Source organism: Pseudomonas uvaldensis (assembly GCF_021271205.1).
Classification (GTDB): Bacteria; Pseudomonadota; Gammaproteobacteria; order Pseudomonadales; family Pseudomonadaceae; genus Aquipseudomonas; species Aquipseudomonas uvaldensis.
Genome location: NZ_JAIWKS010000005.1, coordinates 18,747 through 39,271, shown reverse-complemented (window position 1 = coordinate 39,271; position 20,525 = coordinate 18,747). Strand labels below are relative to the sequence as shown.

The window sequence follows — 20,525 nt, the reverse complement described above, 5'->3', positions numbered from 1 at the left end:
AAGACTGATCGGGTCAGTCTAGGCCAAATATCGGGTAGTAAACCAGAGGGCTTACCACCCGATAGCGGTCCTCTTCAGTCAGAGGGCGTCCGCTTTAGGCGCGGCCTGTTCGCTGAGTTTGTCGGCCAGGCGTACGAATGCCGCCAGATCCAATTGCTCGGGTCGCAGGCTGCCGTCTACGCCTGCAGCTTCGATTTCGGCGCTGTTGAGCAGTAACTTCAAGGTATTACGCAAGGTTTTGCGACGCTGGTTGAAGGCTTCACGGACGACGCGTTCGAGCAGCCGATGATCCTTGGCCGGATGGGGCAGGACGGCATGGGGCACCAGCCGGACGATGGCCGAATCGACCTTCGGCGGCGGATTGAAAGCGCCAGGGCCTACATTGAACAGGTGTTCCACCCGGCAATGGTACTGGACCATGATCGACAGCCGACCCCAATCGCCTCCCCCAGGACCGGCGGCAAGGCGCTCGACCACTTCTTTCTGCAACATGAAGTGCATGTCGCGGATCAGGCCGGCATTGTTCAGCAGGTGGAAGATCAATGGCGTGGAGATGTTGTATGGCAGGTTTCCCACGACTCGCAGGCTGTTCGGTGCGGCATTCAGGCTGTTGAAGTCGAATTTCAGCGCGTCGCCCTGATGCAGGTTGAAGTTGCTCTTGCCGGCGAATTGCTGGTTGAGGATGGGAACCAGGTCCTTGTCCAGTTCCACCACGTCCAGTTGTGCGCCGCTGCCCAGCAGGCCTTCGGTCAATGCACCCTGGCCTGGGCCGATTTCCAGCATCCGGTCGTCGGGCTTGGCGTTGATGGATCGCAGGATACGATCGATCACGCCAGCGTCATGCAGGAAGTTCTGGCCGAAACGCTTGCGCGCACGGTGTTGGTATTGCTCAGTCATAAATGGGTCTCGGCCATCTGGTAGGCGGTTTCCAGCGCGACTTGCAGGCTGCCGGTATCGATCCGGCCGCTGCCGGCCAGGTCCAGGGCTGTGCCATGGTCCACAGAGGTGCGGATGATCGGCAGGCCCAGGGTCACGTTGACGGCTGCGCCGAAGCCTTTGTACTTCAGCACAGGCAGGCCCTGGTCGTGGTACATCGCCAGCACCGCATCGCAGTGCTCCAGATATTTGGGGGTAAACAGAGTGTCGGCGGGAAGCGGGCCATGCAGGTCCAGGCCTTCGCTGCGCAACCGCTCCAATGTAGGTTCGATGATGTCGATCTCTTCGCGGCCCAGGTGGCCGCCTTCACCGGCATGGGGATTGAGCCCACACACCAGAATGCGAGGCCGGGCGATGCCGAACTTTTCCTGCAGGTCGGCATGCAGTATTCGCGTCACTCGCTCCAGGCGTTCGGAGGTTATGGCGTCGGCAATGTCCCGCAGGGGCAGGTGAGTGGTCACCAGGGCCACGCGCAGGCCTCGTGTGGCGAGCATCATTACCACTTGTGCCGTGTGAGTCAGGTCTGCAAGGAACTCGGTATGCCCGGAAAAGGCGATGCCCGATTCGTTGATCACGCCCTTGTGCACCGGTGCGGTGATCATGCCTGCGAACGTTCCATCCAGGCAGCCCTGGCCGGCTCGGGTCAGGGTTTGCAGAACGAATCCGGCGTTGGCCTTGTCCAGTTGCCCGGTAACCACGGGGGCGCCCAAAGGCGTGTCCCAGACATAGAGGCTGTTGGCGGGTGCCGGAACGTCCGGCCAGGTGTCGGGTGATACCGCTAACAGGTCGACAGCCACACCCAGCTGCGAGGCCCGCTCAAGGAGCAGGTCGCGGCTGGTGATGGCGATCAGCGGGTATGGCTGGGGTTGCGCGGCGAGCAGAAGGCACAGGTCGGGACCGATGCCGGCAGGCTCGCCGGGCGTCAGCGCGAAACGCTTGGGTTTCACTGCGCTGCCTGGCTTGCACCAGGAAGTTTGATTTCGACGTAGGCTTCATCGCGGATCTGGCGCAACCAGGTTTGCAGCTCTTCGTCGTACTTACGGTTGCGCAATACGGTCATTGCCTGCTGCTCGCGAGCCTGGGTGGTGCTGTCGGTGGCGCGGCGGCCAAGGACTTCCAGCACATGCCAGCCATAAGGGCTCTTGAACGGCTTGGACAGCTGGCCTTGCGGTGTCTGAGCCATGACCTGGCGGAACTCGGGCACCAGTGCGTTTGGATCAACCCAGTTCAGGTCGCCGCCGTTGAGGGCCGAACCCGGATCTTCCGAGAAGCTCTTGGCCAGCTCGGCGAAATCTTCGCCCGCTTCGATGCGGTCGTAGAGTTTCTCGGCCAGACGCTTGGTTTCGGCTTCGCTGCGGATTTCGCTTGGCTTGATCAGGATGTGGCGAACATGCACTTCATCGCGTACCTGGGTGCCGCCACCCCGTTTTTCCAGCAGCTTCAGGATGATGAAGCCGCCCGGAGTACGGGCAGGCTGGGTGATATCGCCCACGGCCATGGCACTCAGTTCGCGGTCAAAAGGCGGCGGCAGTTGAGCGGCTTTACGCCAACCCATGTCGCCACCTTCCAGGGCGTTTTCGCTGCCGGAGCGGGCAACGGCCATCTGGCCGAAATCGGCGCCTTGCTTGAGTTGCTGGTAAACATCCATGGCCTGGCGATAAGCACTCTGAATCGCTTCGGAGCTGGCGCTTTCCGGGGTAGGAATCAGGATGTTGGCCAGATGCAGTTCTTCGGAAAGCTGCATCTTGCCCAGGTCGGAAGCGAGGAAGTTCTTCACTTCCTGCTCGGACACCTGAATACGCTCGGCCACCCGACGCTGACGCACGCGGCTGATGATCATTTCGCGACGGATCTGATCCCTGGCATCCTCGTAGGAAAGGCCATCACGGGCCAGGGCCGCACGGAACTGGTCGAGGGTCATGTTGTTGCGCTGGGCAATGGTGCCGACGGCCTGGTTCAGCTCTTCATCGGTAATGCGAATACCGGAGCGTTCGCCGATCTGCAATTGCAGGTTCTCGACAATCAGGCGTTCGAGCACTTGCTGGTCCAGCACGCCCGGTGGCGGCAGGCCGCCGCCGCGCTTGGCGATGGTTTGCTGCACTTCATGGACGCGCTGGTCCAACTGGCTCTGCATGACCACATCGTTATCGACGATGGCCACCACTTTATCGATGGACTGTACCGCGGCGTTGGCCGCGGTACCCAGGAACAGCGCGCCCAGCATCAGCGGGCGCAGACAATCAGAAAGCTTGGTCTTCACGTTCACGATAACCTTGGATGCCTTTGTCGAGGAAGCTCTCTACCTTGGCGCCGGTGAGGCCGCCGAGTCCCTTCAGAACAATTTGTAGGAAGACGCCGTGGTCGCCTTTTTCGTTTTCCGGGGCGGCTTGACTGAATTCTTCATAGTCGACCCAGTAACGGTTGATCAGGCGCAGTTTCCAGCAGCAATTGTCGTATTCGAAACCACCGAAGGCTTCCAGGGTACGGTTGCGGTTGTAGTCATACTGCCAGCGGCTGATTGCGTTCCATTGCGGCACGATCGGCCAGATGATCGAGAAGTCGTGCTGCTTGATCTTGTAGTAGTCCTTCACGTAGTTCGCATCGCCTGGTCGACCGTAGTCGCCGCCCATTTTCCATGTGCCACTGGCCTCGTCGTAACGGATCTGGTCGTTGCGATAGCGATAACCGGCGTTGATGACCTTGTTCGGGTTGTCTTCCGGCTGGTAGTGGAACATCGCACTGCCCGAGCGAGGGCTGTGGGTGTCCGGGTCCCAGTTATAGGTGGCGCTGGTGCGCCAGTCGCGGTTCCAGCGATATTCGTACTCAAGCGCATACGGCGAGACGTCCGACTTGGCATCTTCGCGGGTGTCGAAGTCAATGCCCGGCAACTGGACCTTGCGGTCCTTGAAGAAGAACGCCTGGCCAACGCTGACGCGCTGGCGTTCGAAACCGTTTTCTTCGATCCAGCGGCTGGTCACGCCCAGGGACAGCTTGTTCTCGTCGCCGACACGGTCAGAGCCGGTGAAACGGTTGTCCCGGAACAGCGAGGAATAGCTGAAGGTGGATTCGCTGGTATCGAAGACAGGAATGTCGTCCTGATCTTTTTCCGGTACATAGAGGTAGAACAGGCGCGGCTCCAATGTCTGGCGATAGTTGGAGCCAAACCATTGAGTGTCCCGGTCGAAGTACAGGCCGCTGTCGATGCTGGCGATTGGAACAGCACGGTTTGGCGTGCTGTCGTATCCATTCCCCACGACAGACCTTCCGGTGCCGTCCAGATCCAGGTCGTACTGGGTGTATTGGTATTTGAGCGATGGCTTGACAAAGCCGTAGCTCGCCTCCATGGGCAGACTGACGACCGGCGCGAGATTCATGCGGTTGCCATTTGCCCGGGCCAGCCCCCTGACACGAGTATCCAGCCATGGCGAGGTAATGCCATTCTCGTCGCTGTAGAGGCCGTCCCGCAAGTTCCGGTCAAATCGAACCAGTTCGGTTTTATACGCGAAGTCCAGACCATATGGGTGCTGCGGCAGCTCCCCGTTGAACGTGATCTGAGGCAGGCGGTTATAGGGCGTGATTTTCGAAATGGTCGCCATCTGGAACGCCTGGGCATTCAAGCGTGCCACGTAGTTGTCGCCGCGATAGCTGACCGCGCCCTGCTGGTTCACGAATTCCCTGGACTCGACACCGATCTGGTCGGTCTGAAGATCCTGGAAGTAGTACGGATCGCTGATCTTGGTGTAGTCGACTTCCGTCAACACGCGCGAGTCCAGACCGCCCTTGTGCTGCCAGTTATACATGTAGCGGGTCTTGCTGTAGTCGGACTGCTTGGCGCGTTCGTCTTCTTCGTCGTTGAGGTACGCGGCGCCGAACTGACCTTCGCTGGACTTGGTCAGGTAGCGGAACTCGCCTTCCATCAACAGGCCGCGCTTGCTCATGTAGCGCGGGTACAACGTGGCATCGTAGTTCGGTGCCAGGTTGAAGTAGTACGGGGTGACCAGCAGGAAGCCGGTATCGCTGCCGCTGCCGATGGTCGGCGGCAGGAAGCCGGACTGGCGACGGTCGTCGATCGGGAAATAGATGTACGGGGTGTACAGGATCGGAATGTCCTTGACCCGCAGCGTCACGTTGGTTGCGGTACCGAAGCCGGTCGCCGGGTTCAGGGTGATGTTATTGCCCTTGAGTGTCCAGGCGTTGCTGTTCGGTTCGCAGGTGGTGTACGTACCGTCCTTGAGACGGATGATCGCGTTTTCGGCACGCTTGGCATACAGGGCGTTACCGCGGATACGCGATTTGTGCATGACGTATTCGGCGTTGTCGACCTTGGCTTCACCGGTGTCCAGCTGAACATCGGCATGGTCGCCGACAATCAGTGCGCCGTCGTCGCGAACCCGCACGTTGCCGTTCAGCTCGCCACGATTTTCCGCCTGGTACAGGCTGGCTTCATCGGCTTCGACCTGCATGCTGCCCTGGCGCATGACCACATCGCCCGCCAGGGTCGCCACCTGTTGTTCCTGCTCATAGCGCGAAGCCTTGGCGCCGAGGAAGGTCGGGGCATCGCTCTTGGCCGTCTTGTCGTTCATCCCGGGACGGGGCGGCTCGATGTAGGCACCGGAGCAGTAAGGACCTGTCTCGGCCAATTGCGCGGGGGTGAGGTTCTCCCGCGGAACCCAGTCAAGGTGACTGTAGTCTTCACTGCGGGATTTCAGGCCACGACCCTTGGCTTCGGTAACCAGCATCGGCTTGTCGCCGGCTTCTTCGACCGAGTTGCTGCCAGTCGGGGCTTCACTGCTGTCGGAAACGGCGCTGCCTTCATGCACCGGGCGCGGCGGCAAGGCAGCGGCCGGCGTCTTGGGCGAACAGTCCCAGGCACCCGTTGCGGACACGGAGCAGTCATACTGCTGCGCCGCGACGACGAATGAAGAGGCCAGAGGTTGAAGGGCCAGCAGACTGCCGGTAACCAGCAACGGAAATTTTTTACGAAACGCGGGGGATTTCAATGCCATCTTATTAGTCCGGGCTTCCTGCGTGCCATCTGCCCGCGGTGTGGGCCGCACGCCTCTCGATGGTCTGAAAAAGATGCTGGATAATAAAGCATGACCCGCTTGACGGCTAGCGCCGTCGGAGACCCTTGCAATGCCCGACCAAGATGTACGCTTGCAACACCTTAAAGTTTGGCTCGATGAGCAACTACCGACCCTTTTTGCCGCACAAGGCTGGGGTGCCGTGCCCCCCGCCACATTGACCGCGGCCAGTAGCGACGCGAGTTTCCGCCGTTATTTCCGATGGGAAGGCGACGGTCGTAGCCTGATCGTGATGGATGCCCCGCCACCTCAGGAAAACTGCAAACCATTCGTTGATATCGCGTTTTTGCTGGCAAAATCCGGAATCAACGTGCCGAAAATTTATGCCGAAGACCTCGCTCAGGGTTTTCTTTTGCTCAATGACTTGGGTAACCAGACCTACCTGGACGTGATCAATGGCGAAAATGCCGACGACCTGTTTCGGGATGCCTTGCAGGCCCTGTTGGCTTTTCAGCAATTGCCAATGGTGGCGCCGCTGCCCACCTATGACGTCGCATTGTTGCGCCGTGAACTCGAGTTGTTTCCGGAGTGGTACGTCAAGCGCGAGCTGGGGATCGAGTTCGATACGGCACAGCAACAGCTCTGGCAGCAGGTCAGCGATCTGCTGATCGATAGTGCCCTGGCTCAGCCGAAAGTGCTGGTACACCGCGACTACATGCCGCGCAACCTGATGCTCAGCGAACCGAACCCTGGCGTACTGGATTTCCAGGACGCGGTGTATGGTCCCGTGACCTATGACGTGACTTGCCTGTTCAAGGATGCCTTCCTCAGTTGGCCCGAGGAGCGCGTACGTGGTTGGCTGGAAGACTATTGGCGGCAGGCCGGGGCGCTCGGCATTCCGGTCCAGCCGGATATCGAGGACTTCCTGCGGGCCAGCGACCTGATGGGCGTCCAGCGCCATCTGAAGGTCATCGGGATTTTTGCGCGCATCTGTCATCGCGACGGTAAACCTCGGTACTTGAGTGATGTGCCACGCTTCTTCGCTTATATAGAAGCCGTGATTGCCCGCCGTCCCGAACTGGCGCAGTTGGGTGAGCTGCTTTCCAGCTTGCGGCATCCGGCCGGGGCAATGGCATGAAGGCGATGATCCTGGCGGCGGGGAAGGGAGAACGCTTGCGCCCGCTGACCCTCACGACCCCCAAGCCATTGGTTCGCGCCGGCGGTGTGCCCTTGATCGAATACCATCTGCGCGCGCTGGCCCGCGCAGGGTTCACCGACATCGTGATCAATCACGCCTGGCTCGGTCAGCAGATCGAGGATCACTTGGGGAGCGGTTCACGCTTTGGCGTGAGGATTCGTTATTCGCCGGAAGGTGAGCCGCTGGAAACCGGTGGCGGTATCTTCCGGGCGTTACCTCTGCTGGGTGACGAGGCGTTCGTAGTGGTCAATGGCGATATCTGGACCGATTACGATTTCAGCGCCCTGCGCCGGCCGCTCGAAGGCTTGGCGCATCTGGTGCTGGTAGACAACCCCGCGCATCATCCAGGCGGGGATTTCATCCTGGCTGATGGAAAGATTCACGATGGCGAACCGGCTGCCGACAAACTGACTTATAGCGGCATTGCCGTCTTGCACCCTTCGTTGTTCAAAGGCTGCTCGGACGGCGCGTTCAAGCTCGCACCGCTGCTGCGCCAGGCCATCGCCGAGGGGCAGGTCAGCGGCGAGCGCCTGGAAGGGCTGTGGGTCGATGTCGGGACCCATGAACGTTTGGCGCACGTCGAAACCTTGATAGAAGCGAGCCGTTGATATGTGGTGGCCAGGGACTCTGATCGGAGCCGGAGCGGGCTTTGCCATAGCCAGCATTCCGGGGGCCATGCTTGGTGCATTGTTAGGGCAGGCGCTGGATCGGCGCCTGAACCTGCAGAGTTGGGCGCAAGTGCGTGAACGCCTGGGCGGGCGCCCGGCGTTGCGTAACGACGAATTGCTGTTTGTCCTGTTGGGGCGTCTGGCGAAGGTCGATGGTCGAGTGGTCGATGGCCATATCCAGCAGGCGCGCCAGGAAATGCGAGCGCTGGATCTGAGCGAACCGGCCCAGCGCCGCGCAATCGCTGCGTTCAATCGAGGCAAGTCCGGGAACGACCGTATGCGCGGTTATCTGCGTCGACTCGCCACCCAGCCCCACGCGGCGGAAGGTGTGCTGCGCGCCTGCTGGCGTATGGTCTGGGCCGACGGTCGCGCCGGCACGAGCGAGCGCGAATTGCTGTTTCAGTGGGGCAAATGGCTGGGCTGGACACCTCAGCAAGTCCAGGCCTTGGCAATTGATTACGAACCACAGAAGCCGTCACTGCCCAGCAGTGGCGTGACTTATCAGGAGGCGTTGCGCCTGCTGGGCGTTTCGGCCACGACCGAGCCGTCACAGATCAAGCGGGCATACCGTCGCCTGCTCAGTCGCCACCACCCGGACAAGATCGCCGGCAACGGCGGGACCCCGTTGCAAGTGCGCGAAGCCACCGACAAGACCCGGGATCTGCACAATGCCTATCGCTTGATTCGGGAGCGACGGGATTTCCGCTAGGTTCGCGGGACGACTGTGGCGAAGGGATAAATCGCCTCGCCACCGTCAAGCCGGGTTGGACTCAATTTCCAGGGCTTTGCGGATTCAACCAGCCCCGAACCCGTCGAAACAGTTGCTCCTGCTGCGCCGACGCATTGGGCAGGGCTTTCAGAGACACCTGGCTGAACGTCGAACCTTTCAAGCGTTTGCTTCCTTGCAGGCGCTCCAGCGCCGCGTTGCGGTCCAAGGGCTTGTCCATGTAGAAGATGTCGGCGGTGGCCAGTTTCAGGGTCGGCGTGATTTCTGCCAGTCCGGGTTTGGCTGCAATCGGGGTCTGCGCGGCGACCATCACGAAACGCTCTATCTGCGAAGGCTGTTTTTCACTGAGGTAGCGCGCCGCCCAATAGGCACCCGTGCCGTGGCCCAGCAGCACGATACTGCGCGCACTCTGCTGCTCGGCGTAGGCCAGTGCGGCATCGATGCGAGCGAAGATGCGCTCGGCGTCGGCCTTGGCATGTTCTTCCTCGGTTTCAGCGATGACCGGGTCGACCGCGTCCGCTTCGCCGCCTGCCACCTGTTCGATCGGGGTTGCGGTGGTGGCGTCCGGGGCTGCGGCAGCCGTGTCGGCCGGCTTGGTCTCGGGGGGCGTTTCCACTGTGCGCGGTGCGATGACATCGCTTTGCAGGTCTGGCAGCGTGATACTCAGGCTGCTCCATTCGACATCCGGCAATTTTTTACGCAGAGGGCCAATCACTTGAGGCCAGTCAGCTGTTTCGCCGGCGCCGGGGATTATGATGACTGCACCCTTGGGGTCGCTGGTGTTGGCCGGTTTCCAGAGGGCCAGGAACGCATCGCTGCCGGTTTGTAGCTGTTGCTGCTCCTGGATCGGGACTTTTCGTTCAAGTGCCGCCGCTTCTTCCTGGCTGCGCTCGAGCAAGGGTTGGCGTTCGACGGGTTTTTCCCCGGCAGGCTGGTCCGCGGCGGTGGGAGCGGGTTCCTCGGCCTGTACAGAAAACGCACTCGGCAGGATCAGCGACAGGCACAATGCTGGCAATGCCAGGCGGTAAACAAAGGACATTGGATATTCCATGACCAGAAGTATTTCCGGCAGCCTAATGGGTTGGTCAGTGTTTGTCAGTGCATGAGAATTCAATGATGCGTTTTTGCTGCCTGTGGGTTATCGGCTGTTTGTGGCTCCCCTTGATGGCGTGGGCCGCCCCCGCACCGTCGGTGCATGGTTCGCATTTGAATCCGGAGCAGCGCCAATGGCTGGCGCAACATCCGCAATTGCGCGTCGGGCTGGTGTTGCAGGCACCCTACGCACAATACGACCGGCGCCTTCAGCGCTTATCCGGGACCAACGTCGAGTTGATGCACTGGCTCGCAAAGGCAATGAACGTCGAACTGACCTGGCGCAACTTCCAGGACGTGGCGCAACTGGAGGCGGCGGTACGCGAGGGTCAGGTGGACATAGCGCCGGGCCTGACTCAGACGCCGGGCGGTCTCAGGCTCTGGCAGTTTTCCGATCCCTACATGCGCGTGCCGCAGCTGATCGTTGGCGAGCAGAAGGGCGCCGAGGGGGTGGAACTGGAAAAGCTCGACGCCCAGACCCGGGTCGCGGTGCGCATGCCCAGCGCCACCGCCGATTATCTGCGTGGTAACTACCCGATGCTGAATCTGCAAGGCGTGCCCATGGAGCGCCAGGCCTTGCAGCTACTGTTGAGCCAGCAGGCCCGTTACGCCGTGGTCGATGAGGCCGAACTGGGGCGGTTGATGGTCGAGCCTGAGTTCTCCGGGCTGGTGGTGGTGGGAGATATCGGTCTCCCGCAACTGCTACGGGTCGCTACCCGCCGGGACTGGCCACAGTTGGCCGGGATCGTCGACAGCGTTCTGCAGGCGATTCCGGCCAGGGACCTGGAGCAGTTGCACAGCCGCTGGCTCAAACCCAAGTATCCGCGTCTGACCGAGACGCCGGGTTTTTGGCAGAACTTGACCCTTTTGATGTTGATCATGCTGCTGAGCAGTGTGGCCATTGTGTTCTGGCAACGTCGCCAGCAACGTCAACTGGAACGTCGCCTGCGTAGCGCCCGTGAAGACATTGCCCAACGTGCCGCCAGCGAGGAAGCCCTGCGCCTGACGCAGTTTTCCATTGATCAAAGCACTGTGGGCATTCTCTGGGTCAATTGGGACAGCCATGTGCGTTATGCCAACCGCGCTGCCGAAACGATGCTCGGCTATGCATCGGGCGCGATCATCGACCGGCCCTTGATCGATTTCGAACCGGGCCTGCACATGGACCGTTGGTTGAATCTGTGGAAACGCGCCCGAGCCAGTGAGGAGGGGCCACAGAGTTTCGAAACCGAATGTGTGCGGGCCGATGGCAGTATCCTGCCAGCCGATGTGTCCTTGAGCTTCCTGCGTTTTCGCGATGCCGAGTACTTGGTGGTTTACCTCACTGACGTCACCGAGCGCCGGCGGGCGTTGGCGGCGTTGCGTGAAAGCGAGGCGCGCCTGCAAGGTATCGCCGCCAACGTACCGGGCCTGGTTTTTCGCCTGGAGCGGGCGCCCGTGACCGGGCAGATCGACTTCGCCTATATCAGCGAAGGCAGCGAAAGCCTGGTGGGCTACTCCCCGGCGACCCTTGCCCGAAGCGACACTGGCTTGCGCAGTCTGGTGCATCCGCAGGACAAGGCCGATTATCACCGCACCCAGGACCTGGCGCTGGACAATGACAGTGACTGGTCGTGGCAAGGCCGTATCCTGACCCGCGAAGGCCGTGAGCGCTGGGCTGAAATCAAGGCCATCACCCGGCGTCTGGAAGATGGCGCCTACGTCTGGGATGGCATCGTCTGGGACATCAGCGAAAGCAAGCGCATTGAACTGGAGCTGGCCAGTTCCCGGGAGCAACTGCGCGAATTGTCGGCGCACCTGGAAAGCGTCCGAGAGGAAGAAAAGGCCCGGATTGCCCGGGAGGTCCATGATGAGCTGGGACAGATGCTGACGGTATTGAAGCTCGAGACGTCCATGTGCGAACTGGCCTATGGGCAACTCGATCCCGGCCTGCAGGAGCGCCTCAACAGTATGAAGCGCCTGATTGCCCAGCTGTTCCAACTGGTGCGGGACGTGGCGACGGCGCTACGCCCGCCCATTCTCGATGCGGGTATCGCCTCGGCTATTGAATGGCAGGCCCGGCGTTTCGAAGCGCGTACACAAATCCCGTGCCTGGTGCAGGTGCCGGACAACCTGCCACCTATGAGCGATGCCAAGGCCATCGGACTGTTCCGGATTCTTCAAGAGGCACTGACCAATGTGATGCGGCATGCCCAGGCCCATACCGTGGAGCTGACTCTGGTCCAGGAAGAGGATGAATTATGTCTGACGGTCAGTGATGACGGTGTAGGATTTATTGTAGATACGGCTCGACCGACATCCTTCGGGTTGGTCGGCATGCGCGAGCGGGTGTTGATCATGGGCGGGCAGTTGTCCCTGGACAGTGAGCCGGGGGAGGGGACTACCCTGGTGGTGCGAGTGCCATTGAAGGAAGCCTGATGTTCTTGCGGTGTCTGGGTAGAGCTATCGCGAGCAGGCTCGCTCCCACAGGTATTGTGCGGGCATCACCCTATGTAGGAGCGAGCCTGCTCGCGATAAATCCTGAGTCTGGAGAATAAAGTGATTCGTGTACTGGTAGCTGAAGACCACACCATTGTCCGCGAAGGTATCAAGCAGCTGATCGGCCTGGCGAAGGACATGGTGGTAGCGGGAGAGGCGAGCAATGGCGAGCAACTGCTCGAGACCCTGCGGCACGTGCCTTGTGAGGTGGTGTTGTTGGATATCTCCATGCCGGGGGTCAACGGCCTGGAGGCGATCCCGAGGATCCGTGCGCTGAACAACCCACCCGCCATCCTGGTCTTGTCGATGCACGATGAGGCACAGATGGCGGCCCGGGCGCTGAAGGTCGGCGCTGCTGGCTACGCGACCAAGGACAGCGACCCGGCCTTGCTGCTCATGGCCATTCGCAAGGTCGCCTCCGGTGGCCGCTACATCGACCCGGACCTGGCCGACCGCATGGTCTTCGAAGTCGGCCTGACCGACACCCGGCCGCTGCATTCGCTGTTGTCCGAGCGCGAGTTCTCGGTTTTCGAGCGCCTCGCTCAAGGCGCCAACGTCAACGACATCGCCCAACAACTGGCCCTGAGCAGCAAGACCATCAGCACCCACAAGGCTCGATTGATGCAGAAGCTCAACGTTACCTCGCTGGCGGAGCTGGTGAAGTACGCGATGGAGCATAAGCTACTCTAAGCCCTTACCGCAGTTCCCTTGTGGGAGCGGGCTTGCTCGCGAATGCGGTGTGACAGTCAATACAGATGTAACTGAAGCACCGCGTTCGCGAGCAAGCCCGCTCCCACAGGTATTGGTGTCCGCATATCTGTTTGCGACACGGCCAAAGGCCGTGTTTGCTGCTTATCTCCCATCGCGCATCACGCCCTTATCCAATCCCGCCATCCTTGTAGGGCGATCCTTACCCCGACGCTTCCATCCGGCTGAGGCGATTCTCTCCTTCGCCCCGATTTGCGCGGGAAGCAGGCTCCACTAGGCTTGATTTACAAGCAGTCATCAATACAAAAGGTGCGGGTATGAGCCAGGTTGATTCAAGCGCGGGGACCAGCGATGTGCTGGTCAGCTTTCGTGGTGTGCAAAAGAGCTACGATGGCGAGAACCTGATCGTCAAGGATCTCAACCTGGACATTCGCAAAGGCGAATTCCTGACTCTGCTCGGACCGTCCGGTTCCGGCAAGACCACCAGCCTGATGATGCTCGCCGGGTTTGAAACGCCGACCGCCGGTGAGATCCAGCTGGCCGGGCGCGCGATCAATAACGTGCCTCCCCACAAGCGCGACATCGGCATGGTGTTCCAGAACTATGCCCTGTTCCCCCACATGACCGTCGCCGAGAACCTGGCGTTCCCGCTGACTGTGCGGGGGTTGAACAAAAGTGACGTGGGCGATCGGGTCAAGCGTGTCTTGAGCATGGTCCAACTGGACTCGTTCGCCCAGCGCTACCCGGCGCAGTTGTCCGGCGGCCAGCAACAACGGGTGGCCCTGGCTCGTGCCCTGGTATTCGAGCCGCAGTTGGTGTTGATGGACGAACCCCTTGGTGCGCTGGACAAGCAGCTGCGTGAGCACATGCAGATGGAGATCAAGCATCTGCACCAGCGGCTTGGTGTGACGGTGGTCTACGTGACCCACGATCAGGGCGAAGCCTTGACCATGTCTGATCGCGTGGCGGTGTTCCACCAGGGCGAGATCCAGCAGATCGCGCCGCCGCGTACGCTTTATGAGGAGCCGAAAAATACCTTCGTCGCCAACTTCATCGGCGAGAACAACCGCCTCAGCGGACGCTTGCACAGCCACACTGGCGACCGCTGCCTGGTGGAGCTGGGGCGCGGTGAAAAGGTCGAGGCACTGGCGGTGAACGTCGGCAAGCCCGGCGAGCCGGTGACCCTGTCGATCCGCCCGGAGCGGGTGAGCCTCAATGGTGCCAGCGAACAATGTGTCAACCGCTTCTCAGGGAGGGTGGCGGAATTCATCTATCTGGGCGACCACGTCCGGGTTCGCCTGGAAGTCTGCGGCAAGAGCGACTTCTTCGTGAAGCAACCGATTGCCGAGCTTGACCCCGAGCTGGCCGTCGGCGACGTGGTTCCGCTTGGCTGGCAGGTCGAGCACGTGCGTGCGCTCGATCCACTTCTAGAGGCGAATTGATCGCCCCCTGTATCAACACACCAACCCTGCACGTGGAGAGAACAATAAATGTTGAGATCCCTGAAGTTCACCGCCCTGACCCTGGGCATGATGGGTGCGGCAAGCGCGATGGCGGCGGGTCCGGACCTGACCGTGGTGTCTTTCGGCGGGGCGAACAAGGCGGCTCAGGTCAAAGCCTTTTACGCACCGTGGGAAGCGGCTGGCAACGGCAAGATCGTGGCTGGCGAATACAATGGCGAAATGGCCAAGGTCAAGGCCATGGTCGACACCAAGAGCGTTTCGTGGGACCTGGTGGAAGTCGAGTCTCCGGAGCTGTCCCGTGGCTGTGACGAAGACATGTTCGAGCAACTGGACCCGGCGCTGTTCGGCAAGACCGAAGACTACGTCAAGGGCGCCATCCAGCCTTGCGGCGTAGGTTTCTTCGTATGGTCGACCGTACTGGCCTACAACGCCGACAAACTGAAAACCGCGCCGACCAGTTGGGCTGATTTCTGGGACACCAAGCAGTTCCCGGGCAAGCGCGGCCTGCGCAAGGGCGCCAAGTACACCTTGGAATTCGCCTTGATGGCCGACGGCGTGGCGCCGAAGGATGTCTATAAAGTGCTGGCCGGCAAGGACGGTCAGGATCGTGCGTTCAAGAAGCTCGACGAACTCAAGCCGAACATCCAGTGGTGGGAAGCAGGCGCCCAGCCGCCCCAGTACTTGGCTTCCGGTGACGTGGTCATGAGCTCGGCCTACAACGGCCGGATTGCCGCGGTACAGAAGGAAAGCAACCTGAAAGTGGTGTGGAACGGCGGTATCTACGACTTCGATGCCTGGGCCATTCCACGTGGCCTGGACAAGGCCCGTGCCGAAGCGGCGAAAAAATTCATCGCCTTCTCGGTCGCTCCGCAACAGCAGAAGACCTACTCGGAAAACATCGCCTACGGCCCAGCCAACACCCAGGCCGTACCGTTGTTGTCCAAGGACGTCCTGAAAGACATGCCGACCACCCCGGAAAACATCGCCAACCAAGTGCAGATCGACGTCAGCTTCTGGGCTGATAACGGCGAGCAACTGGAGCAGCGCTTTAACTCCTGGGCTGCGAAGTAATCCCACCCTCTGAAGACTGGATGGGAATCCTTGTGGGAGCGAGCCTGCTCGCGATAGCGGTTTGTCTGACACATCACTATTGAATGTGCCGCAACCTTCGCGAGCAAGCTCGCTCCCACAGGAAGATCAGTCTCGACAGGCTCGGGTGTTTCAAAAGAACAGAGGCGGTACGCCGCCTTTGTAACGATAAAAAGATTTCCGGAGTTCACCATGGCCATCGCCGTTCCACTGAACGCGGGCACCAGCCCCACCCTGAAGCAACGGCTCAAGCGCGCCGAGCGGGTCAACCGCTGGAAGGCCCAGGCCTTGATTGCGCCGCTGGTGCTGTTTCTGTTGCTGGTGTTCCTGGTGCCGATCGTGGCCCTGTTGTTCAAAAGTGTCAGCAACCCGGAGGTGATCGGTGCCATGCCGCGCACCGTGGCTGCCGTCGCTGCTTGGGATGGGCGCGGGTTGCCTGGAGAGCCGGTGTACAAGGCCGCCAGCGAAGACCTGGCCGATGCCCGCAAGAATCAGACCCTGGGCGACTTGTCCAAGCGCCTGAATATGGAACTGGCCGGCTATCGCAGCCTGCTGACCAAGACTGCTCGTGCGCTGCCGTTCGCCAGCGAGCCGGCCTCGTATAAAGAAGCCATGGAGAACCTCGATGAACGCTGGGGCGACCCCGCGTACTGGCAGGTGATTCGTCGCAATACCAGTCATGTCACCCCGTATTACCTGCTGGCGGCCGTCGATCATCGCATTGACGACCTCGGTGAACTGGCCACGGCCACCCCCGACCAGGCGATCTACCTGGATATTTTTGCCCGTACGTTCTGGATGGGGCTGGTGATTACCGCCATTTGCCTGGTGCTGGCCTATCCACTGGCTTACCTGCTGGCGAACCTGCCATCGCGTCAGAGCAACCTGTTGATGATCCTGGTACTGCTGCCGTTCTGGACGTCGATCCTGGTACGGGTCGCGGCGTGGATCGTGCTGTTGCAATCGGGCGGGCTGATCAACAGCGCCTTGCTGGCCATGGGTGTCATCGATAAGCCCCTGGAGCTGGTGTTCAACCGCACGGGTGTCTACATCTCCATGGTCCACATCTTGTTGCCGTTCATGATCCTGCCGATCTACAGCGTGATGAAGGGCATCTCTCCCACTTATATGCGAGCGGCGATTTCCCTGGGCTGCCATCCGTTCGCCAGTTTCTGGCGGGTGTACTTCCCGCAGACCTATGCCGGCGTCGGCGCCGGTTGCCTGCTGGTGTTCATTCTTGCCATCGGCTACTACATCACCCCAGCCTTGCTGGGTAGCCCGAACGACCAGATGGTCAGCTACTTCGTCGCGTTCTACACCAACACCAGCATCAACTGGGGCATGGCCACGGCGCTCGGTGGCTTGCTGTTGCTGGCGACCATCGTGCTTTATCTGATTTACAGCTGGCTGGTGGGCGCCAGTCGCCTGCGCCTGAGCTGAGGGGAGATCGAAAATGGTAAGTCCTTACATGTCCCCCGTCGAACGGGTGTGGTTCTACTGCTTGCGCACACTCTGCGGGCTGATCTTGCTGTTCCTGATTCTGCCGGTGCTGGTGATCGTTCCATTGTCGTTCAACTCCGGCAGCTTCCTGGTGTATCCGTTGCAGGGCTTTTCGCTGCAGTGGTATCACGACTTCTTTGCCTCGGCCGAATGGATGCGGGCGCTGAAGAACAGCGTCATCGTGGCGCCAGCGGCAACAGTGCTGGCGATGGTCTTCGGCACGCTGGCAGCCATTGGCCTGACCCGGGGCGATTTTCCGGGCAAGTCGCTGGTCATGGCCCTGGTGATTTCGCCCATGGTGGTACCGGTGGTCATCATCGGCGTCGCCAGCTACCTGTTTTTCGCACCGCTGGGGATGGGCAACAGCTTCCTGTCGCTGATTGTGGTTCACGCAGTGCTGGGCGTACCGTTCGTCATCATTACCGTTTCGGCGACTTTGCAGGGGTTCAACCACAATCTGGTGCGGGCGGCGGCGAGCCTTGGCGCTTCGCCACTGACGACGTTTCGTCGGGTGACCTTGCCGTTGATCGCCCCGGGTGTGATCTCTGGAGCCCTGTTCGCCTTTGCGACCTCGTTCGATGAGGTGGTGGTGACCCTGTTCCTGGCCGGCCCCGAACAAGCCACGCTGCCACGGCAGATGTTCAGCGGCATCCGCGAAAACCTCAGCCCGACCATCGCTGCGGCAGCGACGTTACTGATTGCCTTCTCGGTAATCTTGTTGCTGACACTGGAATGGTTGCGCGGGCGCAGTGAGAAGCTGCGTACCACCCAGGCCTGAGGTCACAACACCGTTCCAATTGTGGGAACGAGCCTGCTCGCTCCCACAGGGTTCCTTGGGGCATTCATGAGCTGAATGACGGAACAACCCCCAATACCGAGCTATCCTTGTGCCAGCCCATACTCGAACAAGAGGCCGCGCACATGAGTCTTTCCTCATTCAAGATCGCCCACAAACTGATCACCGGTGCCGCTGCCATCGAGCAACTGGCAGCCGAACTCACGCGGCTGGATGTCGATAATCCGCTGATCGTCACCGACGCCGCGCTGGTCAGGTCCGGTACCGTGGAGCTGGCGCTGCAACATTTGGGCGGGCGCGATTACGAGATTTTCGACCGAGTCATGCCGGACCCGGAAATCGCCATCGTCAAGGATTGCATGCAAGCCTACCGTGATGGCGGTCATGACGGATTGATCGGGCTGGGCGGCGGCAGCGCCATCGATATTGCCAAGTGCGTGGGGGTCTATGCCGGTTATCACGGCGAACTGGAGGATATGTTCGGCGTCGACCAGGTACCGCGCAAAGGCCCGCCCATGATCGCCATCCCCACCACGGCCGGCACCGGTTCGGAAGTCACCAACGTGGCGATCCTCTCCGACAAGGCCGCGCAATTGAAGAAAGGGATCGTCAGCGACTACCTGCTGCCGGACGTGGCGCTGGTCAGCCCGCAGATGACCCTCACGTGCCCGCGCAGTGTGACCGCTTCCAGTGGTGTCGATGCGCTGGTCCACGCCATCGAGTCGTATCTGTCCCTCAACGCCTCACCGATCACCGATGCCCTGGCCATCGGAGCCATCAAGCTGATCACCCGGGCGTTGCCCAAAGCCTTCTGTAATCCTTCCCACCTGCAAGCCCGTGAAGACATGGCCACTGCTAGCCTGATGGCCGGCATGGCGTTCGGTAATGCCGGGGTCGGAGCGGTGCATGCGCTGGCTTATCCCTTGGGCGGCCGTTTCCATGTGTCGCATGGCGTCGCCAATGCCTTGCTGCTGCCGTATGTCATGGCGTGGAACAAGGTGGCCTGCGTCGAGCGGATGCGGGACATCGCCCAGGCCATGGGCATCAGGACCGAACACCTGAGCGATCTCGAAGCTGCCGACGAAGCCGTGGAGGCGATGAGCGCCTTGTGTGCCGCCGTGGAGATCCCCCAGGGACTCAGTGGATTGGGCGTGACCGAGGATGTGATCCCCTCGATGGCGGCGGAGGCCGCGGGCATCGAGCGGCTGATGCGAAACAACCCGCGCAGGTTGAGCGCCGCCGATATCGAGAAGATCTACCTGGCGGCGTATTGATCGTCGGCCACGGTGGGCGCGCCAAATCTTGAGGTATACAATGCGCGCCATCGTGGTTTCGCTCAAAACAGGTGCGTCATGCAGCCCTTCGCTATTGCTCCGTCGATTCTTTCTGCCGACTTCGCCCGCCTGGGCGAGGAAGTGGACAACGTGCTGGCCGCCGGGGCCGACATCGTTCACTTCGATGTCATGGATAACCACTATGTGCCTAACCTGACCATCGGTCCGATGGTCTGTTCGGCGCTACGCAAGTACGGCATCACCGCGCCCATCGACGCGCACCTGATGGTCAGCCCGGTGGATCGCATCGTGGGCGATTTCATCGAGGCCGGCGCTACCTACATCACTTTCCACCCTGAAGCCACCCTGCATATTGACCGCTCCTTGCAGTTGATCCGTGAAGGTGGCTGCAAGGCCGGCCTGGTGTTCAACCCGGCCACGCCCCTGGACGTGCTCAAATACGTGATGGACAAGGTCGATATGATCCTGCTCATGAGCGTCAACCCAGGCTTCGGCGGGCAGAAGTTCATCCCGGCCACCCTCGATAAGCTGCGTGAAGCCCGTGCGCTGATCGATGCTTCGGGGCGTGATATCCGCCTGGAAATCGACGGTGGCGTGAACGTGGGCAATATTCGTGAAATCGCCGCCGCCGGTGCCGATACCTTCGTTGCGGGTTCGGCGATCTTCAATGCTCCCGACTACAAAGAAGTGATTGAGAAAATGCGTGCCGAACTGGCCCTGGCACGCCCATGAGCGGTTTCGAGCAGCTGTTTCCCGGCAGCCTGCCGCGTTTGGTGATGTTCGACCTCGATGGCACTCTGGTCGATTCGGTCCCGGATCTCGCGGCTGCGGTGGACAAAATGCTGCTGCAACTCGGTCGACCGCCGGCCGGTATCGACTCGGTGCGCCAATGGGTTGGCAATGGCGCTCCGATGCTGGTGCGCCGGGCTCTGGCCAACCACATCGATGCTGAGGGTGTCGATGATGCCGAGGCCGAACAGGCGCTGGAGTTGTTCAACGAAGCCTATGAAGGCAATCACGTTTTGACCGTGGTCTATCCCGGCGTTCGCTCCGCCCTTAAGTGGCTGCAGAAACAAGGCGTGGAAATGGCACTCATCACCAATAAACCGGAGCGCTTCGTCGCGCCATTGTTGGACCAGATGAAAATCGGCCGTTATTTTCGCTGGATCATCGGCGGCGACACCTTACCGCAGAAAAAGCCTGACCCGGCCGCACTGTTCTTCGTGATGAAAATGGCCAATATCCCGGCCTCCCAGTCATTGTTCGTCGGTGACTCACGCAACGATGTGCAGGCGGCGAAAGCGGCGGGGGTCAAATGCGTGGCGCTGAGTTACGGCTACAACCACGGCCGGCCGATTGCCGAGGAGTTTCCAGCGCTGGTCATCGACGACTTGCGCCTGCTAATTCCCGGTTGCCTGGACCCGGCGGCTGAGATAACGTTGCCCGACGCTGTTCAATCCTCTTCTGGGAACGCCATCGTGGTGGTCACTCGCAAACTCTGGATGAAAGTCATGAAGGCCCTGGCCCGGTGGCGTTGGCGCGCCTGACGTG

The 20,525-nt window shown here is 60.8% G+C and carries 17 protein-coding genes; 12 read left to right on the top strand and 5 right to left on the bottom strand.

Features of this window, described 5'->3' with window-relative positions; genetic code table 11:
• Window positions 1-78 precede the first annotated feature (78 nt).
• From rsmA to LCU97_RS12550, 4 genes are read right to left on the bottom strand one after another with little or no spacing between them, the layout of a single operon-like run.
• Window positions 79-897 (bottom strand): 16S rRNA (adenine(1518)-N(6)/adenine(1519)-N(6))-dimethyltransferase RsmA, encoded by an 819-nt coding sequence (gene rsmA, locus LCU97_RS12565; protein WP_053156361.1) that lies wholly within the window; start codon window positions 895-897, stop codon window positions 79-81.
• The gene (gene pdxA, locus LCU97_RS12560) at window positions 894-1,883 is read right to left on the bottom strand and encodes a 4-hydroxythreonine-4-phosphate dehydrogenase PdxA (protein WP_232776607.1); all 990 of its coding nucleotides are present in this window, start codon (window positions 1,881-1,883) and stop codon (window positions 894-896) included. Before pdxA ends, rsmA begins: the two co-directional genes overlap by 4 nt.
• Window positions 1,880-3,196, bottom strand: a complete 1,317-nt coding sequence (surA, locus tag LCU97_RS12555; RefSeq protein ID WP_156315972.1) for a peptidylprolyl isomerase SurA — start codon at window positions 3,194-3,196, stop codon at window positions 1,880-1,882. The genes pdxA and surA overlap by 4 nt, the downstream gene beginning before the upstream one ends.
• Window positions 3,177-5,942, bottom strand: coding sequence for an LPS-assembly protein LptD (locus tag LCU97_RS12550; RefSeq protein ID WP_232776606.1), 2,766 nt, complete (start codon window positions 5,940-5,942; stop codon window positions 3,177-3,179). Before LCU97_RS12550 ends, surA begins: the two co-directional genes overlap by 20 nt.
• Window positions 5,943-6,072: 130 nt before the next feature.
• Here LCU97_RS12550 and LCU97_RS12545 point away from each other — a divergent pair, with 130 nt between their 5' ends.
• Genes LCU97_RS12545 through LCU97_RS12535 form a run of 3 tightly spaced genes read left to right on the top strand, consistent with a single transcriptional unit; the run spans window position 6,073 to window position 8,535 of the window.
• On the top strand, window positions 6,073-7,098 hold the full coding sequence (locus tag LCU97_RS12545; protein ID WP_053156369.1) for an aminoglycoside phosphotransferase family protein: 1,026 nt from the start codon (window positions 6,073-6,075) through the stop codon (window positions 7,096-7,098).
• Window positions 7,095-7,766, top strand: a complete 672-nt coding sequence (gene murU / locus LCU97_RS12540) for an N-acetylmuramate alpha-1-phosphate uridylyltransferase MurU (RefSeq protein WP_232776604.1) — start codon at window positions 7,095-7,097, stop codon at window positions 7,764-7,766. The genes LCU97_RS12545 and murU overlap by 4 nt, the downstream gene beginning before the upstream one ends.
• Window position 7,767: 1 nt before the next feature.
• Window positions 7,768-8,535, top strand: a complete 768-nt coding sequence (locus LCU97_RS12535) for a TerB family tellurite resistance protein (RefSeq protein ID WP_232776601.1) — start codon at window positions 7,768-7,770, stop codon at window positions 8,533-8,535.
• A gap of 61 nt (window positions 8,536-8,596) precedes the next feature.
• Here LCU97_RS12535 and LCU97_RS12530 read toward each other — a convergent pair whose 3' ends face one another.
• A complete protein-coding gene (locus tag LCU97_RS12530; protein WP_232776599.1) occupies window positions 8,597-9,592 on the bottom strand; it encodes an alpha/beta hydrolase family protein in 996 nt (331 codons plus the stop codon).
• 74 nt (window positions 9,593-9,666) lie between these two features.
• Here LCU97_RS12530 and LCU97_RS12525 point away from each other — a divergent pair, with 74 nt between their 5' ends.
• The 9 genes from LCU97_RS12525 to LCU97_RS12485 all read left to right on the top strand — a co-directional run bounded on the left by LCU97_RS12525 (window position 9,667) and on the right by LCU97_RS12485 (window position 20,521).
• A complete protein-coding gene (locus LCU97_RS12525; protein ID WP_232776596.1) occupies window positions 9,667-12,063 on the top strand; it encodes a PAS domain-containing sensor histidine kinase in 2,397 nt (798 codons plus the stop codon).
• A gap of 120 nt (window positions 12,064-12,183) precedes the next feature.
• Window positions 12,184-12,813, top strand: a complete 630-nt coding sequence (locus LCU97_RS12520) for a response regulator (protein ID WP_053156383.1) — start codon at window positions 12,184-12,186, stop codon at window positions 12,811-12,813.
• Between the two features lie 335 nt (window positions 12,814-13,148).
• Complete coding sequence (locus tag LCU97_RS12515; protein WP_053156386.1) at window positions 13,149-14,273, top strand: ABC transporter ATP-binding protein; 1,125 nt, start codon at window positions 13,149-13,151, stop codon at window positions 14,271-14,273.
• Window positions 14,274-14,321: 48 nt separating this feature from the next.
• Window positions 14,322-15,365, top strand: a complete 1,044-nt coding sequence (locus tag LCU97_RS12510) for an ABC transporter substrate-binding protein (RefSeq protein ID WP_232776593.1) — start codon at window positions 14,322-14,324, stop codon at window positions 15,363-15,365.
• A 210-nt stretch (window positions 15,366-15,575) separates the two neighbouring features.
• Window positions 15,576-16,823, top strand: coding sequence for an ABC transporter permease (locus LCU97_RS12505; RefSeq protein ID WP_232776591.1), 1,248 nt, complete (start codon window positions 15,576-15,578; stop codon window positions 16,821-16,823).
• A 13-nt stretch (window positions 16,824-16,836) separates the two neighbouring features.
• Window positions 16,837-17,661: an ABC transporter permease gene (locus LCU97_RS12500; protein WP_053156394.1), complete on the top strand. Its 825-nt coding sequence runs from the start codon at window positions 16,837-16,839 to the stop codon at window positions 17,659-17,661.
• Window positions 17,662-17,804: 143 nt separating this feature from the next.
• Window positions 17,805-18,953: an iron-containing alcohol dehydrogenase gene (locus tag LCU97_RS12495; RefSeq protein WP_053156396.1), complete on the top strand. Its 1,149-nt coding sequence runs from the start codon at window positions 17,805-17,807 to the stop codon at window positions 18,951-18,953.
• A 78-nt stretch (window positions 18,954-19,031) separates the two neighbouring features.
• Window positions 19,032-19,706 carry a ribulose-phosphate 3-epimerase gene (gene rpe, locus LCU97_RS12490; RefSeq protein WP_053156412.1) on the top strand — a complete coding sequence of 225 codons (675 nt, stop codon included), beginning with the start codon at window positions 19,032-19,034 and terminating at the stop codon, window positions 19,704-19,706.
• Entirely contained in the window at window positions 19,703-20,521 is an 819-nt protein-coding gene (locus tag LCU97_RS12485; RefSeq protein ID WP_053156415.1) for a phosphoglycolate phosphatase, read from the top strand. Before rpe ends, LCU97_RS12485 begins: the two co-directional genes overlap by 4 nt.
• The last annotated feature ends 4 nt before the right edge of the window (window positions 20,522-20,525 follow it).

Coding starts and splice junctions, on each gene's coding strand:
- rsmA (WP_053156361.1), bottom strand. CDS start 897: ATGACTGAGCAATACCAACACCGTGCGCGCAAGCGTTTCGGCCAGAAC.
- LCU97_RS12550 (WP_232776606.1), bottom strand. CDS start 5,942: ATGGCATTGAAATCCCCCGCGTTTCGTAAAAAATTTCCGTTGCTGGTT.
- LCU97_RS12545 (WP_053156369.1), top strand. CDS start 6,073: ATGCCCGACCAAGATGTACGCTTGCAACACCTTAAAGTTTGGCTCGAT.
- murU (WP_232776604.1), top strand. CDS start 7,095: ATGAAGGCGATGATCCTGGCGGCGGGGAAGGGAGAACGCTTGCGCCCG.
- LCU97_RS12535 (WP_232776601.1), top strand. CDS start 7,768: ATGTGGTGGCCAGGGACTCTGATCGGAGCCGGAGCGGGCTTTGCCATA.
- LCU97_RS12530 (WP_232776599.1), bottom strand. CDS start 9,592: ATGTCCTTTGTTTACCGCCTGGCATTGCCAGCATTGTGCCTGTCGCTG.
- LCU97_RS12525 (WP_232776596.1), top strand. CDS start 9,667: ATGATGCGTTTTTGCTGCCTGTGGGTTATCGGCTGTTTGTGGCTCCCC.
- LCU97_RS12515 (WP_053156386.1), top strand. CDS start 13,149: ATGAGCCAGGTTGATTCAAGCGCGGGGACCAGCGATGTGCTGGTCAGC.
- LCU97_RS12510 (WP_232776593.1), top strand. CDS start 14,322: ATGTTGAGATCCCTGAAGTTCACCGCCCTGACCCTGGGCATGATGGGT.
- LCU97_RS12505 (WP_232776591.1), top strand. CDS start 15,576: ATGGCCATCGCCGTTCCACTGAACGCGGGCACCAGCCCCACCCTGAAG.
- LCU97_RS12500 (WP_053156394.1), top strand. CDS start 16,837: ATGGTAAGTCCTTACATGTCCCCCGTCGAACGGGTGTGGTTCTACTGC.
- LCU97_RS12495 (WP_053156396.1), top strand. CDS start 17,805: ATGAGTCTTTCCTCATTCAAGATCGCCCACAAACTGATCACCGGTGCC.
- rpe (WP_053156412.1), top strand. CDS start 19,032: ATGCAGCCCTTCGCTATTGCTCCGTCGATTCTTTCTGCCGACTTCGCC.
- LCU97_RS12485 (WP_053156415.1), top strand. CDS start 19,703: ATGAGCGGTTTCGAGCAGCTGTTTCCCGGCAGCCTGCCGCGTTTGGTG.